General features: G+C 56.2%; 12 protein-coding genes. 5 read left to right on the top strand and 7 right to left on the bottom strand.

All coding sequences use genetic code 11. From position 1 onward, the window contains the following. Window positions 1-2: 2 nt before the first annotated feature. On the bottom strand, window positions 3-1766 hold the full coding sequence (locus ACQYWX_RS00630) for a hypothetical protein (protein ID WP_431687534.1): 1764 nt from the start codon (window positions 1764-1766) through the stop codon (window positions 3-5). A gap of 178 nt (window positions 1767-1944) precedes the next feature. On the opposite strand from ACQYWX_RS00630, the gene ACQYWX_RS00625 reads away from it, so the two are divergent. Then, complete coding sequence (locus ACQYWX_RS00625) at window positions 1945-2673, top strand: pyridoxine 5'-phosphate synthase (protein WP_216735340.1); 729 nt, start codon at window positions 1945-1947, stop codon at window positions 2671-2673. Between the two features lie 19 nt (window positions 2674-2692). Then, complete coding sequence (locus tag ACQYWX_RS00620) at window positions 2693-3253, top strand: RNA 2'-phosphotransferase (protein WP_431687533.1); 561 nt, start codon at window positions 2693-2695, stop codon at window positions 3251-3253. Here ACQYWX_RS00620 and ACQYWX_RS00615 read toward each other — a convergent pair. Continuing rightward, window positions 3250-3990 (bottom strand): DUF6901 family protein, encoded by a 741-nt coding sequence (locus ACQYWX_RS00615; protein ID WP_216735338.1) that lies wholly within the window; start codon window positions 3988-3990, stop codon window positions 3250-3252. The genes ACQYWX_RS00620 and ACQYWX_RS00615 overlap by 4 nt on opposite strands. Window positions 3991-4126: 136 nt before the next feature. On the opposite strand from ACQYWX_RS00615, the gene ACQYWX_RS00610 reads away from it, so the two are divergent. Continuing rightward, a complete protein-coding gene (locus ACQYWX_RS00610; protein ID WP_431687532.1) occupies window positions 4127-4750 on the top strand; it encodes a LysE family translocator in 624 nt (207 codons plus the stop codon). A 38-nt stretch (window positions 4751-4788) separates the two neighbouring features. Then, window positions 4789-5580, top strand: a complete 792-nt coding sequence (locus tag ACQYWX_RS00605) for an SDR family oxidoreductase (RefSeq protein ID WP_431687531.1) — start codon at window positions 4789-4791, stop codon at window positions 5578-5580. Window positions 5581-5600: 20 nt separating this feature from the next. Here ACQYWX_RS00605 and ACQYWX_RS00600 read toward each other — a convergent pair whose 3' ends face one another. The 4 genes from ACQYWX_RS00600 to ACQYWX_RS00585 form a co-directional block, all read right to left on the bottom strand. Further along, the gene (locus ACQYWX_RS00600) at window positions 5601-6293 is read right to left on the bottom strand and encodes a DUF2461 domain-containing protein (protein WP_216735335.1); all 693 of its coding nucleotides are present in this window, start codon (window positions 6291-6293) and stop codon (window positions 5601-5603) included. 168 nt (window positions 6294-6461) lie between these two features. Next, window positions 6462-8081 (bottom strand): endonuclease, encoded by a 1620-nt coding sequence (locus ACQYWX_RS00595; RefSeq protein ID WP_431687530.1) that lies wholly within the window; start codon window positions 8079-8081, stop codon window positions 6462-6464. Between the two features lie 273 nt (window positions 8082-8354). Further along, window positions 8355-9314 carry a fatty acid desaturase family protein gene (locus ACQYWX_RS00590; RefSeq protein WP_431687529.1) on the bottom strand — a complete coding sequence of 320 codons (960 nt, stop codon included), beginning with the start codon at window positions 9312-9314 and terminating at the stop codon, window positions 8355-8357. A gap of 175 nt (window positions 9315-9489) precedes the next feature. Continuing rightward, window positions 9490-11406 (bottom strand): PhoX family protein, encoded by a 1917-nt coding sequence (locus ACQYWX_RS00585; protein ID WP_431687528.1) that lies wholly within the window; start codon window positions 11404-11406, stop codon window positions 9490-9492. Between the two features lie 181 nt (window positions 11407-11587). Between ACQYWX_RS00585 and ACQYWX_RS00580 the strand changes: the two genes are divergently transcribed. Continuing rightward, on the top strand, window positions 11588-12448 hold the full coding sequence (locus tag ACQYWX_RS00580) for a dienelactone hydrolase family protein (RefSeq protein WP_216735331.1): 861 nt from the start codon (window positions 11588-11590) through the stop codon (window positions 12446-12448). 3 nt (window positions 12449-12451) lie between these two features. On the opposite strand, the gene ACQYWX_RS00575 is transcribed toward ACQYWX_RS00580, so the two are convergent. Next, window positions 12452-15682: a DUF2339 domain-containing protein gene (locus ACQYWX_RS00575; protein ID WP_431687527.1), complete on the bottom strand. Its 3231-nt coding sequence runs from the start codon at window positions 15680-15682 to the stop codon at window positions 12452-12454. Between the last annotated feature and the right edge of the window lie 67 nt (window positions 15683-15749).

Here is a 15749-nt window from a genome sequence, read left to right as displayed (position 1 = left end):
GACTATTGGCGAAAAGCTTCCTTGAGAGCTGGCTGCAGTTCCTTGGCATAACGTTGCGCCATAGCGGAATCCGACATTACAAGGCGAACGAAACGCCCGAACCGGCCCCTTGTCTTCGTGCCGTAGTACACCACATAAAGGTCTCGACCATTTTCCTTGAACGCATTGTAATACTGATAAAGCCCCTGCCGACCCGACCAATCTGCCATGAGTAGCGGATCACCGAGATACGACAGGTTTTCCGTCACGGTCTCTTTGAACCAGTCCTCCATCGAGCGCCCGTTTAATTCCACTTTCGGAGAGATCACCAGACGGAAAACTTCTCCTTCCTTGAGATCGCCGGGGACATAAAACTGGTCCTCATTTTCAGTGATCACCATTTTCCAGTCGACTGGCAAATCACGCTCGGCTTCAGACTCCTTCATCCAATACATCGTCCCCCCCAGGAACGGATCGGTACGGTCGCCGTGGCAAAATCCAAACAGCATGCGTTGTTTTTCGCCGTTATCGAAACTCAGATTCATGGCGTAGCCGTTCAGTTGATAGGCGCCCCGGTTTTTAGCGCCGTCTTTGTTGCCTCTGGTTGTAGAAGTCACCATCCCCGGCGCGATCCCGCCGGCCACAGAGCTATCGCCATGCTCGTCGCTTTTGCTGGAGGCGTATACACTCGTGCCGGTCAAGGCTGACGCCGCTCCCCCCGAGCCATGCAGGCTGGATGAACCTTTGGTGAAGCGCCCTGAGCCGTGAAAGGTCCAACTGTTGGTGTACACGCTGCTGGTGGCTGAGATACCCGCCATACCATGCGCATTCATGATGTAGATGTAACGGTTCAGTCGTTCCCCAATCCGCGCCGGCTCCAGAAGGGCGCTGCGCTTAAGCTCGCGCCAGTCGCCGCCGACCTTAACCTTGTAACCATCGCCGCTCTTCTTCCATACGCCCCAGTTTTTCGGATCTTCTTTGCGCGCTTTGGCGACGCCGAAATCTTCCGGTGGAACCGTCAAACGCTTGTAAGCGCTACCATCCTTAAATAACAGATAAACAAAGTTATCCACTTTGTAGTTGGAGTTGGAGATGCCCGTTGTGTAATCACACATCAGCGCCTCGTAGGTATTGGGCAAAGAGTAGCGAGGCAACGCGCCGTTATCGATTTTTTGAATATTCGTTTTTGGGGTTACATCCCTACTTTTAGTTGATGCAGGAAGGCTCTGGGCAGACTTCTGCGTGGTCACAGGCTGAGCCGGAGTCGCAGCGCCTGACTGACTGGCGACGCCCTTGAGCCGTAGCGGCAGATTTTCCTTCATTACCTGCTGCATGCCTGCGCTGTAGCGGGTAACTAATTTAGCGCCGTCTGAAGCGAAAATGCGCATGTATACCGCCTTCCCCTTACCGTAAAACGCCATATAGTGGACGAATCGCGCCTTACCCTCAGTCTGCATCATCACGGTAGAGCTAAGTACGCCGCCTTTGCTTTCTTTGACCGCCAATGTGTCGATAACCTCACCCAGCTTGCCGCCGTCTTCTTTCAGCACACGTTCGAACCAACCCCGATATTTACTTTGCGGCACGTCTTCCGCCACTGAAATAAACAGGCGGTATTCTTCGTCCGCTTTCAGATCGCCAGGAATGAACAGCTCTTCGCCGTTTTCCACTAGCACGTTCCATCCATCCGGCGCCGCCAGAGCGGAAAAGGAGAGCAGGAATGCGAGCATTACGGCGCTGCGTCTGGCGATGCGTAATATCCATCGCGGGAGGAGTCGAGGTTTCATGGGATGGGCGTCCTCAGTAGCGGTTATTGGGTGCTTTATTGAAGCATAATAAGTACTTACAAACTTCTGGGGGAAACCCTTGGTGGCGGGGCGTAAAGGGCGTCGCAGTGGGTTTGTCCGCGGCGGGGTGCTATGATCCAGCAACATCGCGTGACAGTTTTATAAGGACCCAGCAGATATGAAGACCGTTCTGAGCGTAAACCTCAACAAGATCGCCCTGATCCGCAATTCCAGAGGGCGCGATTATCCCAGCGTGAAGGCGTTCGGACGCCGCGCGTTGCAGGCGGGCGCCGGTGGGGTCACCATTCATCCACGACCGGATCAACGTCACGCCCGCTACAGCGATATCGCTGAACTGAGCGAGCTGGTGAAGGAGTTCGGAGAAGCCGAACTGAACATCGAAGGTTACCCGGAAGAAGAGCTGATTGAGTATGTGCTGCGCTACAAGCCGCACCAATTTACCTTAGTCCCGGACAAGCCTGATCAAATCACTTCCGATCACGGCTGGGATTTGCGCCAGGACAATGCGTTTGTCACGGATATCGTCAACAGAGTGCAGGCGGCCGGCGTACGCGTCAGCCTCTTCATGGACCCTGACGAAGAGCAGATCAAACTGGCCCACGCCACCGGCGCCAAGCGCATTGAGCTATACACCGAAGAATACGCCCACGCCTATGGCGCGCCGCAATTCGAAGCCGTCGCCGCCAAGTATCTGGCCTGCGCTCAGTACGCCGTGTCACTGGGGCTGACGGTGAACGCCGGACATGACCTTAATCTGGAAAATCTGGCGCCGCTGGTGGCGCAAGGCACGATTGCGGAAGTGTCTATCGGCCATGCGTTAACGGTGGAAGCGCTGGAAATGGGCTTTGATCAGGTTATTCAGAAATACGTCGACATTCTTTCCTAACCCAACAGGTCTGGCTTCCATGGATAAAGCGTTGAAGTCGAAAAGCAAATTCCTCAGTTTGGTGTTGCGGCATCAGCCGGAACTGATTCAGCTTCCTCTGGACGCCAATGGCTGGGCGGATATAGCGGTTTTACTGGCGGGCGCCGCCCGTCAGGGCGTGCATATCAGTTTTCAGGACGTGCTGGAAATCGTCGCCACCAATGACAAACAGCGCTTCGCCCTGTCCGAGGACAAACGACGCATTCGCGCCAGTCAGGGGCATTCCATCGATGTGGATTTGCAGTTGACGCCCGTGGCGCCGCCGGATGTGTTGTATCACGGCTCCGCCACACGATTCGCGGACGCTATCCTGGCGACGGGATTACAGCCCGGCCAGCGTCGTCATGTGCATTTGAGCGCAGACGTAGAGACAGCACATAAAGTGGGAAGCCGACACGGCAAACCCGTGATTTTTCGCATCGACGCCAGAGCGTTGTCTCAGGCGGGGCATGGGTTCTACCTCTCCGCCAACCAAGTCTGGCTCACCGACGCAGTGCCGCCACAGTTTCTGAGCCTGCTCAACGCTTCACCGCAAGGCTAATCCGGCTCTTTACCCGCCTGCTCCAACACTCTGTCGAACAGCTCCGACATATAGGGGTCGAACCACTCGCGGATGTCTTCCAGATTATCTTCGATGATGATGGGAATCACGGTGCTGAACAGATCCAGCAGAATTACGGCGTTCACGGAAGAATCCGCTTCCGACGCAGCACGCAGGCGTTTGGATATGCATAGATTCAATTGGTGCAGATTGCGGTAAATTGTCTTCAGTCCGCGCAGAGTCAAATCCACATCCCGACCTTCCGCAGACCGGAAATACTGCGCCAGCAGATACATGCCCGCGGCGCGAAACACGGTGTCCTGCTCCGTCGCCATCGGCAGATGCAGGCGCGCCATGGGTCGGAAGAAGTCCAGATGCGGACAGCCGCTGGTGGACATCAGCAGGCCAATCAGAGCGCTCAAGCCTTTCTGCGCCGAGGTATGCTGGCTGATTTTCTTGTCCCCTATCGCCACCTCAAGATCCACCTGCTCGTAAGACATAATATCCTGGCAGCGCTGCACCACCTCCACTAGGCTTAAAGCCGCCGGGCAGTGAGGATGGTACATGGAGTCGAGTGGACAATGGGGGCATTTATGACAATCCAGTTGAGTCCACTCTGGAAAGTCTTTTATATTTCGATCAAGAACTTCTACATTGTTCTCATCGAGCGTGATTTCAAAATTTTCGCTGCGCGACTTATCGAGCTTGAACCGATATCCGATTTTGATGGGTTCCATTTCCGGCCGCCTTTAATTGCCGTCAGACCCTCTCAGTATAGTTGCCCTGCCTGGGGTGAGCGCGACAACAGGACGGAAAAAACGAAGCAACCACAGATAAACGCTGGCGCGCTATAGATAACAAGGAGAATAAAGCATGACGGAATACCTGATATTCCTGGCCATTGTCGCCACCGCTATCGCCAGCCCTGGGCCGGCGGTATTTCTGGCGGTGAAAAACGGCGCCAAATACGGCCTTAAAGGCGCCAGCGTCAGCATCGCCGGCAACGTCACCGCCGTCTTGGTTCTGGCGGCAGTCTCCGCCCTGGGGCTGGGGTCTGCGATACTGGCTTCCGCCACCTTGTTCACTATCATCAAGGTTCTCGGCGGACTTTATTTGATCTACCTTGGCGTAAAAGCCTGGCGCAGCACAGGCGCTTTGCCCATCGACGCGGACGGCGAAGTCGCAACCCTGACATACAGCCGCTGGGAGCTGTATCGGGAAGGCTTTTTGACAGGCATCAGCAATCCCAAAGCCATCGCATTTTTCACCGCGCTGTTTCCCCAGTTCATTGATGTATCCAAGCCCTTTATTCAACAGTTCCCGCCCCTGGCGCTGACTTTCGCCGTGTGTTCATTCGGTTTCCTGTCTTTTTACGCCGCCTTATCCACCCGGCTCCGCGCCTATTTGCGCAAAGAAAAAATCATGAATCGCTTCAACAAAATCACCGGTGGCGTATTCATCAGTTTCGGCCTGGTGATGGCTGGCTCCAGCCGCTAAAGCCAGCCAATCCTTATCAATAAAAGAGGTAACCGACGATGGAATTTGGTTTGCAGGATAAGACCGTCATGGTGGCCGCCGCCAGCTCCGGCCTGGGCTTCGCGATCGCCATGGAATGCGCGCGTCAGGGCGCCCGCTTATCCATTATGAGCCGATCGCAGGAAGGCATAGACGCGGCGGCGGAAAAAATCCGCGCCGCCACCGGCGCCAAGGTGCTGGCGATGTCCGTGGACGCCAAAGATGCCTCCGCCATCAGCGCCTGGGCGCAACGCACCGCCGATGAACTGGGAGTCCCACAGGGATTGGTGGTAAACGCTGGCGGTCCACCGGCGGGGCAATTCGACGATTTTGACGACGCCGCCTGGAGCGACGCTTTTGAACTGACCCTGATGAGCAGCGTGCGTATGGTGCGCGCGGTTCTGCCCGCCATGCGCGGACAGGGCAAAGGCAGCATTCTCAGCATCACCTCATCTTCAGTGAAAGAGCCCATCGACATGCTGTTGTTGTCCAACGTCATGCGCTCCGGGGTGACCAGCCTGATGAAGAGTTTATCCCGTAGCCTCGCGAGCGAAGGCATTCGCGTCAATAATCTGATTCCCGGTCGCATCGATACGCCTCGGGTGCAATCCCTGGACGCCACCGCCGCGGCGAAAAAAGGCGTATCAGTGGAACAACAGCGCGATGCCTCCGCCTCCAGCATCCCCTTGGGCCGTTACGGCAGCCCGGAGGAGTTCGCCAATGCAGCGGTATTTCTGCTGTCCGACGCCGCCAGCTACATCACCGGGGCGTCATTGGTCGTGGACGGTGGAACCATGAAGACGCTGTTCTAGCGTCTCTCATGAAGCGGCGGCTAGAACTGCACGTTCATCGCGCCGCACAAAAACTCCACCAAAGGTCCCGCCGCCGCAAAACCGGCGGCGACCTGTTTATGGAAGTCTTTCTCCATGGCTGCATCCACAGGGCATTGCGTCATGGCGAAAAAGCTCTTGCGCTTGATGTCCTCAATATGGGGAGCGTCGGCGTCAAAGCCTTTCGGCGGCCGCGTGAGCCCATCTCCGGTTACGCCGCCATGCACTTTCTTCAGTTTCTTATCCGCCAACACCTTTTCCCAGGCGCTCGGCTTATCGCGAATACGCTCGCGAATCTTCAACAGCTCTTGCGACTCTGGCATCCAGATACCGCCACCGAAGAAAATTTCGTCTGTCGCCAGATGCACATAAAAGCCGGGGGTATGCACGTTCTTGTATTGTTGATGCCGGAATTGCGCGGCGGCGTGGGTTTTGTAAGGCGTCTTGTCTTTGGAGAAACGGGTGTCCCGGTAGATACGAAAGATCGAGCCGCCGTTCAATCGCGGGTCCGCTACAAAATAGGGAGAGACTTTCATCAACTCCGGCGCCATGGCCTCAATAAAGCGCACTAGGGGCTGCTGCACCTCCTGTTTGAAGCGCGCTTTGTTCTCTTCAAACCATTCCTTGTTGTTATTTGCCTGCAACTGCTGAAAAAATTTAAAAAAGTCTGGTGAAAATCCAGAAAATTCCGCCATAGTAACGCCGCCTCCTTCTTTGCGAGTGCTCGCCTGAATTCGAAGTACAAAAGCATAAACCCACGTTTATAGCAGGAAAGTTCCCGCTTCGACTATGACGAATATAGCGAGTGGATAAATCGCCGCGATCCCCACGACCGCGGCGCGCCTTTACACTTTTGATAAGCGTTACTGGCAAGAAGCCGCGTAGATTTCCTGCGCCCATCCCGGGTTATCAATGAACGGGTTGCGGTTGCCCTGGCGTTCATAAATACGCTGGTTGCGACGTTTCTCCCAGGCGTCCACCGGGTCCTGGTTGTGCCATTGCAACAGCTGGCACAGCTTGCCCAGTTTGGGATCGTTGGTCCCCGTACCAGAATAATTGACGAGCTGCAGATTCGGCGTACCGCTGTCATCGCCGCCTTCATAACGCACGTCCATGTAGAAAATCATGCGCGCCACATCGCCTTTTACTGCATCTCTGGGCTCAAAACTGTCTGCATCGGTCTTGTTCTCTGGAGCTTCGCCAATCGCGCTGCCTCCCAGGTCAAAATCTTTGTTGCCGCGTGCGCTGTTTATGGAAACATCCGCCGGACGCAGGTGATGGATGTCCGTATGCGCGTATTGGCTACTGCTGCTGAAACCATGACTCTTCGGCCATACGTGCTCCCGGTTCCAGGCGTCGCCGGAATTGGACTGGCCGGCATTGTCGTCCTTGTCGATGGAGCGACCGGAATAGAGCAGCATGACATGGCTGCTGTCGTCAGGGTCTTCATCGGTGTACTTAAGAGCGTCCCAAACCTGGGAGTAACTCATCGCTGTATGGTTACGCAAAATCCCATTAAGCGCGGATTTCAGCGCCGCTCCAGTTTTACCCATGGCGGAAGAGTAATAACCGTCGACATCGTCATTTCCATCATCGCCACCGCTGTCGGCGCTGTAGCTCATACGCAGGCTGAGCCCGCTGTAATCACTGTAACCGCTCACCATCACGTGATAATCCCCCGCGGCGGGACCTTTAAATTCACAGGTTTCGTTGTTGCCGCCCGCATAGGGGCGACAGTCATAAACGGAGGAGGTCGGCGCCGCGCCGAAACGCACGAACAAATCCGCATCGCCTTTACCGCCGGACTGTTCGAATTTGAGGCTGACGGCGCCGGCGGGAACGCTGCCGACATAGAACGTCTTCGAGCCCGCCGCGCCCGCCAGTCCTGTTTTGGCCACGCCATTGACGAGCGTTGCCGTCGAGGAAGAGTCATCACCAGGGCCTTGATCAGACCCATCGCACCCGGCGTCAAGATCGCCCACGCCCGGGGCGCCCGCTGTGGCGGCGGCGACCCAGTCCTGCTGGGTGTCCGTGTCATCGCTGGCGAAGCGCATCAGAGACACATTCTGCGCATTCAAATACCACTGGGACACCGCCCCTTCCCAGGCCACCATGTCCACTTCCTGGGTACCCTTCATCAGTTTGACAAAGTCCCCGGAATTGCCCAGGCTCAGAGACATCCCGGAAAGCGTCGGATTCATCCCGAACAGGCCCTGGAATCCAGCTGCGTTCTTCGCCACGCTGACGTAGGCGCCAGCGCCAATCACGCCACTCAACGGATAAGCGCCGCCGTTGTCCTGCAAACTGTAGTCCGCCAGATTGACGTTCTGGCAGGACGGATTGAATATCTCCACCCACTCTTGCGACGCATCATTATCAGGCGCGTCGTACAACACTTCACTGATCAACAATTCCCCATGAGAAGACGGGCAAATCATTTGCCCCATCGCCCCCAGCAGGATCATCCATACGTTCTTATTCATTTAACTGGCTCCAGGTTAGTAATGCCGGGCGTACAACTGGAATACCCTACGTGGCCGCTATGACAGCTTATGGTTATTTTTGTGACGATATTGATAGCCGGTTTCTGGGCAGCAAAGAATAGGCCGTACAGGTGAAATGGTAGACGTTATATGGACTAAGACTGCTAAGACAGAGAGTTACGGACGGCTTACGCGCACGCAAAAAGCGCGCAGGGGGTGCGCAAAGTCAGGAAAAACAAAAAGAGAAAAGACAGATATGAAGGAAATAGAGAGTTAGGCGGAAGCCGCTTTACGGATGATCTCAGGATAACCGACGACCAATGCTTCGGGCTTATCCTGATAGAAACCACGCTCACGCAGCATCTGATGCATGCGAGGCAGGTTATAACCAGGGACAGTGGGCAACGCGTGATGCTCGCAGTGATAATTCACATAATGCGGCGCAAACAAGAGACGCTCCCACCAACGCGCCAGCGTGGTGCGCGTGGTGTCTCGCACGTCATCGGAGGACAACGCCGGCATGGCGCCATGTTCGGCGACCTGACGCACGCGAATGATAAAGGGGTACGTGAATATATAGGCGACCCACCACAGCAGATAGACCTCCCAATGGCCCAACGCCACACACAAGCCCAAGAAGCCGCCATGCACCAATAGCAGATGACTGAAATTACGCAGCGTGGTGCGACGCACCTCCGCCTTATCCGCCTGACGTGTCTGCACGCCCATGGATACCGCATTGCCGGGTCTGCCGGTATTCACATACAGCAATAGCGCCAATGCATTCTTCAGCCCGGATTGCCCAGTGAAGTCACGAAAAATCTTACGTCGCATACTGGTTTTTGTGACCGGATAGCTGCGGATATTGCCTACGTCCGGATCTTCATCTGTGCCAGTCTTAACGTGATGGATAAAGTGATACTTGCGATAAAAAGGTAGCGGCACCAGCACCGGCGCGCCAGCCAGCCAATGCCCCAACTGATCATTCAGCCACTGACTGCGAAACCAGGATCGGTGCGAACAATCATGCAGCAGAATGCCCAGCGCCAATTGCCGGTTGGCGAGCACGACAAGCGCCAGAATCAGAGTGAAAACATTAGGATAGAGGGCAAAAAGCGCGCTCACACCAACGATCAGCCCCCAAGTAGTCACGAAGCCCATCATGCCCCGAAAATTGGAGCCCTGTCTTAATTCTTGTTGTTCTTGTTTGGTGAGATAGCTGTCGAGTTTCATAGCTGTCGTCTAAAGTGTGAACGCAGATTCATACTATTAAGATTACCGGCGTCGGAGAATGGCGTAATCTTCCAAACCATTGGCGAAAACGCTCAATAAATACTCATCCATAAAAAAACCGGCGCTGTTTCCAGCGCCGGCTTTTTCGTTACTTTCAGATGATGCGATCGATGCGTCAGCTACCGATGCGGCCGCCGCCGGACTTATTGATCGCCACCACGGAAGGACGCGGCGGAAGATCGTTGCGGAAGTCAGGCCAACGGGTGGTAGGCTGATCGTAAGTACCTTCTTCCCCGGGGTGTTGCACCGAACAGAAGAAAGACTGATTGTCCGGGGTGAAGAAGGGCCCGCACAGCTCCGCCTGTAAGGGCGTACGCAGGAAGTGTTTGGTCAGCGCGCGCGCTTCGCCGGACACCGCACAGGCCCATACGCCGTCAGCGACGCCGTCTTTGTAGGCGCCGTCAGTGGCGATCCAAAGGTTGCCGTGATTGTCGAAAGCGCAGTTGTCCGGATCGGCGAACCAACCATTGGCGGAAATATCCGGGTGATATTTAGCGCCTTCCGTCTGCGGATTTCCCGCGACAATGAACATATCCCACATAAAGCGATCAGCAGTATGGTCGCCGTCCGGCGGCGTCATTTCGATGATATGGCCGGACTGGTTCTTGGCGCGAGGATTAGCGGCGTTGGTGTCGCCTTCCTTACGCTTGCTATTGTTGGTCAGCATGACGAACACCGAACCCGTCTGCGGATTCACTTCCACATCTTCGGGGCGGTCCATGCGCGTCGCGCCGAGTAAATCCGCCGCCTTACGCATATCGATCAACACGTCGCCCTGATTACGGAAACCGTTGGCCGCCGTCAGCGGGCCCTGGCCGAACACCAGCGGACGCCAGGTCACCAGACCGCCGTCGGTGAACTCCGCCACGTACAGCGTTCCTTCCTCCAGCAGGCGCATATTGGCGGCGCGGTTGCTGGGGTCGTATTTGTTCTTGCTCACAAATTTGTAGACATATTCAAAGCGCTGATCGTCGCCAGTGTAGGCCACCACTCGATTGTCCTTGTTCACAAAGACATTGCAGCCTTCATGTTTGCAACGGCCCAAAGCGGTGCGCTTTTGCGGCTTGGAGTCAGGATCGAACGGATCGATCTCCACCACCCAGCCCACATGCAGCGGCTCGTTGGGGCTTTTGGCCAGATTCCAGCGATCATAAAAGTTAGCCCAGGCGTACTCATGTTCGCCGGACAGACCGAATCGCTTATAGTTCTCTGCTTCTTTGGTTTTGGTCGGATCGCCTTTGAAATAGTTCTGCACGTTTTCTTCGGCGGTCAATACCGTACCCCATGGCGTCACGCCCCCAGCGCAGTTGCCGTAGGTGCCCAGGGTTCTCACGCCATCCTGGGAAATCGCGGTGCGCAAACGGTCGCTGCCGGCGGCGGGACCTGTCATACGCATTTCCGTTACCGGAGTAATGCGACGGTTGTATTTTGAGCCTTGAACCACCGCCCACTTGCCGTCAGTTTTCTTGATCTCAATGATGCTGAGGCCATGCGCCATCATATCGATATCCGCCTGCGCCTTGCTCATCTGGTCGGTCTTCGGCGAGCCGGGGAACATTAGCTCAGAGATAGTGTATTCGTGGTTCACAGCCAGCAGGCCGTGATCCGAATTGTCGGAACCCAACGGCAATGACAGGAAACCAACGAAGTCGTTGTTGTAACCAAACTGCTTGGATTGCGCTTGCGCGCTCTGGTTACGGGGATCAAACGCCGGCGCATCCGCTAACACTTTATCGCCCCAGCTGATCAGGACATCGTGTTCATAACCGGGCGCCACATGGAATGTTTCGTCCTGTCCGTGAGGCAGCTCTGTGAAAGTCAGCTCACCCTTATCCGAGCCGGCCATGATTGCGCTGCAACCAGTCAGAGAAACGCCTGAAGCCGCCGCGCCTGCAGCGAAACCGCGCAGTACGCTGCGACGGGAAGTCCGAGCCTGCAGGATGTCAAAGAAGCTCCGACCCTGCTCAGGACTGGAGGGAATGTCATCAGAGTCTTTTATTTCCCAACCATATTGAGGATGTTGTACAGTCATTTTTTATACCTTAACAGCGTTGATCCGACAGCACTTTTACTGCAAGTAAATGACAGTTTCGTGAACCACGCCTGTTCCGGCTAAAGATTTTCGTTAGGAAAGCAGTACCCAAAAACACGCATGCGCCTGCGCGGCGACAAGTCGCGGATCAACAGCTGATCAACAAGAAAAGGAGCTTTCCATGGAACAAAAGTTCATCCAGCTTTACGACGAATACACGCACTCCACCATGAGCCGCAGAACCTTCATTGACCGTCTGACCAGACTGGCTGGCGGAACCACTGCGGCCATGGCGCTTCTGCCCCTGCTGGAAAACAACTACGCGCGAGCGGAAACTATCGCCAAAGACGACGCGCGCATCAGCAGCGAATATGTCGAATACCCAGGCGGCGCCAGCGCAATCCGCGCTTATCTCGCCAAGCCCAACACCTCATCCGGACCGCTGCCCGGCGTAGTCATCATCCATGAGAATAAAGGCCTGCATCCGCATATCGAAGATGTGGCCAGACGCGCGGCTCTGGCGGGTTTCGTCGCCCTGGCCCCAGACGCCTTAACCCCGTTGGGCGGCACGCCGGACGATCAGGAAAAGGCCCGAGGTATGATCGCGCAGCTGGATGGAGAAAAAACCCGTATGGATTTCGAGGCGGCAGTGGCTTACGTCAAAAAGCACAAGGATTGTAACGGTAAGGTCGGCTGCATCGGTTTCTGCTGGGGCGGCGCTTTGGCCAACCAGTTGGCGGCTCACTCTCAGGATCTCGGCGCCGCCGTCGCCTTTTACGGCAGGCAGGTGAGCGCCGCTGACGCCGCCAGGATCAAAATCCCGCTGCAACTGCATTATGCGGGTCTGGATGACCGTATTAACCAGGGCATTCCCGACTATCGTGAAGCCCTGGACGCCGCTGGCGCGCGCTATGAGCTGCACATGTACGAGGGCGTCAATCATGCCTTTCATAATGACGCCAACGCCGCCCGCTATGACGCAAAAGCCGCTCAGTTAGCCTGGGAGCGCACCATCGCTTTCCTTAAACAGGCATTAGCCTGACGCTTACTCCACGCCACTTTCCGCTTCCGACGCAGGCGCTTTCTCAGCGCCTTCCCGAGGCGGAACCGGAGCGAAATAGCCCACCAGCAACAACACTACGCCAACGCTGATAAAGGCGACGATACGGGCCACGGTGCCCGTGCCGGAAAGATCAAACAGGAACAGTTTGGCGACTACCGCCACCATCAAGCCGCCGCCGACCATCCACACCGAGCGATGCGCCCTGCGCGCGCCGACCAGCATGCACAGCATGCCCGCAATGCTCCACAGCAGACTCATGCCGCTCTGCACCACAATGGACGACACCATATCATCGAAGCGGTAAGGTATCGCCAGACTGAAATGGAAAGCGCGGAACAGGGCCGCATTGAGCCACAGGAAGCAAAACGCCGCCACCACGCCATAAGCAGCCACTCTCTGTTGCAACGCATTCAGCGCGCCATAGCGGCGCACTTCCGACCAGAGCACCCACAACGCCAGCAGGTTGACCAGATCAAGCGGATTCAACAACGCCAGGCCCTTGTTCGCCGGCGCAACCATATTGTTCCACAGCAGCCACAAACCAACACTCGCCAGCAAGGCGCGTGGCAGCCATTGCAACAGCTCACGCGGATAGCGCGCGAAGGGCCAGATAGCGGTCAATGCGCGCCGCAAAAGCAACAGCGCAAGGGCCGGAATCAATCCCCACACCGCCTGCCCGGCCATGGTTTCAGGGTCAAATGCGCCAGTGATTTCAAAATGAATCTGCCAGGTGACCGCAAACACCAGAGCGAATAGCATCACGCAGTGAAAAAGGCCAATTGGCGCGTGGACACGATCCTGCATCAAACGCAGATATCCGAAATGCGCCGCCCAGGCCACTGGGAACGCCAGCCAACCGACATTGGCGTACAGCGCCTGGTATTCCACCACGTAGACAAACAAAACATACAGTATCGCCGGCGCCAGCAGTAACGCCGGATACGCCGCCATCGCCCATTTAAAACGCATGAAAGAAAGCGCAAAAACGCCGATGAAAAGCGTATAGAACAGCAGAAACGCCGCAGGCTCCAGCGCTGACGGATATTGCTCAATGGCCTCGGTTCCGCCCGCCAGCGACCCTAACGCCACCGCCACGCCCAACACCAGCGCATTGACCATTTCCGCCGGCGCAAAATACCGGCTCTGCTCGCCGCGCCAGGCGAATATCCCCGCCCATAACGCATACGCCACCAACGCCATGGGCGCCAGGAAGTCCGCGTTCAGCCACGCGATAGCGCGTGCGTCTACTTGATAGTGGGTAAAGAGGTAAACCACGCCAATGACAAAACTCGCCATCGCCAACCAGGGCAAATGCGGCGAACGCCATCTTCCCGCAAAAAACTGGCAGGCCATCGCCGTCAACACCGTGAACAGACTGCCGGCTATCGGCAGGTGCGTATCGGCGATGTGGCGATGTATCTCAAATAAACCGCCCGCCATCCACCATGCATAAGCCCACAGAGACAGAATAATCGGCGCCCACTGCACTTCCTGACGCAACAGGCGATCCTGATAACGCGTCGCGATGCGGGCGGCGAGACCGCCTGCGATGGTCACCAGCAGAGTTCCAATAAAGTCAGCGTTCAACACAAACCATTGTGGTTCCTGGGATGGCGGCTCAGTGAGATACATCGCGCCGCCAAACAGCATCAATCCCAGTCCGGAAAAGCGCGGCAACAGCCGCTGCTGGCGCGCCCCCACCCAAAACAGGGCCACACCCTCTACCGCCCACAGCGCAGACGTAACGCGCCCGTCAAAGGCGAGTGGAATCGCCAGAGTGAGAAACGCAATCGTCAACGCCAGGTAGCATTCATACAACAAGCGCATCTGAGGACGCGCGCGCACCAGCAAACTCAAGGCCAGATAAAAAATACCCACGCCTGCGCTGCTCCAGGCCATGGCGTATTGCGTGTCTTTAACCATCAACGATTGCAGGGCGATAAATACCGTAGGCGTACCGAACACCAGGGTTCCATCCACCAGCCCCTTCAAATTGGGGGGCTGACGCGAGGCGAACAGCAGGGCGATCAAGCTATACATCACCGCAAAAGCAATCAGGAAAGGCTCGGTGGAATGGAAGAACATAGGGGTGTAATACTGCGCGCCCCACACCATGCCAATGCCGAAGGTGAAAACAAACCCCAGCCAGTTCAACGTGCGCCAGGACTTAAACCAGGCGATGGCGGTAACGCCCAGATTGAGAAGCAAATAGTAAGTAAACAGCTCCACATGCGAGCCCTGCCCGGTGGAAGCAAGAATAGGCGCGGCGAAACCGCCAATGACGCTAACCGCCGCCAGCGCCGGCGCGTTTTGCAAGACGGCGATCAATACGCCGCAACAAATCACCGCCACCATCAAGGAAAAACTGGTCAGCGAAGACAGCAAGCCATGCAGGCGGAAAGCGGCGAAGATAGTGATGTACAAAAGGCCAATCGCGCCGCCTTGCATAATAAGGCCATAGCCCTGGTTTTTGCGGCGCAAACGCCACCCGATGGCGAACATGGCGGCGGCGCCCGCCGCCACACCCAAATAACGCAGTTCCAGAGGAATAACCACTTTTTGCGACGCATACTTCAGTAGAAACGCTACGCCGAAAAACAGAATAATGACGCCCACCCGCACGACAATATTGCCGCCGGTGAAATAGTTAGTCACCCAGGCGACCAGCTTATCGACCACATTGGGAGGCGCCGGCTCAGAAGGTGTGGGGCGTAAACGTTCAGGTTGAGCAACCGCAACGGGCGGCTCTAACGCAACGACAGGTTCTTCCAGTGGCGATTCAGTCTCAGTCACAGGCGATGGGGTAACGAACGCCTGCTCCATCGCGACTGCCGGGGCTGGAGACGGTTCTAAATCCAGTTGCAGGGCGCTGATATCAAGGGATACATCTTCCTCTATTTCTTTGACCTCATCCAACGTCTTCACGTTTTGCGTCACAGTGGTCGAGGCCGTCGCCACAGGCTGCGATGAGACCGCTGTTTCCATGTTTGAGGCAAGAGGGACATCCACCGTTGGCGGCGGTGCGGCGATAGGCTCTGAGCGCGCCTTTTCAAATGCGCTGACTTTTTTCTCCAGCTTTTGCACTTTCATCTGCAGGCGATGAAAGCTGGCCGCCAAAGCCCCCAACGCAGCGCCCATCAACGCGCCGCCGAAGGATTGCAAAGCGGCTCCACCGACCACCGCGCCGACTATCAGAAGAATAAGAATGTCCATGCTGACCACGCACCTTGAATAGTTTTACGAGCAAAGCTGAATCGCCTATTTGAACTCACCATCCGCG

This window comes from Hahella sp. NBU794, from assembly GCF_050749805.1.
Taxonomy (GTDB): Bacteria; Pseudomonadota; Gammaproteobacteria; order Pseudomonadales; family Oleiphilaceae; genus Hahella.
This window is presented reverse-complemented; position numbering and strand designations above follow the sequence as displayed.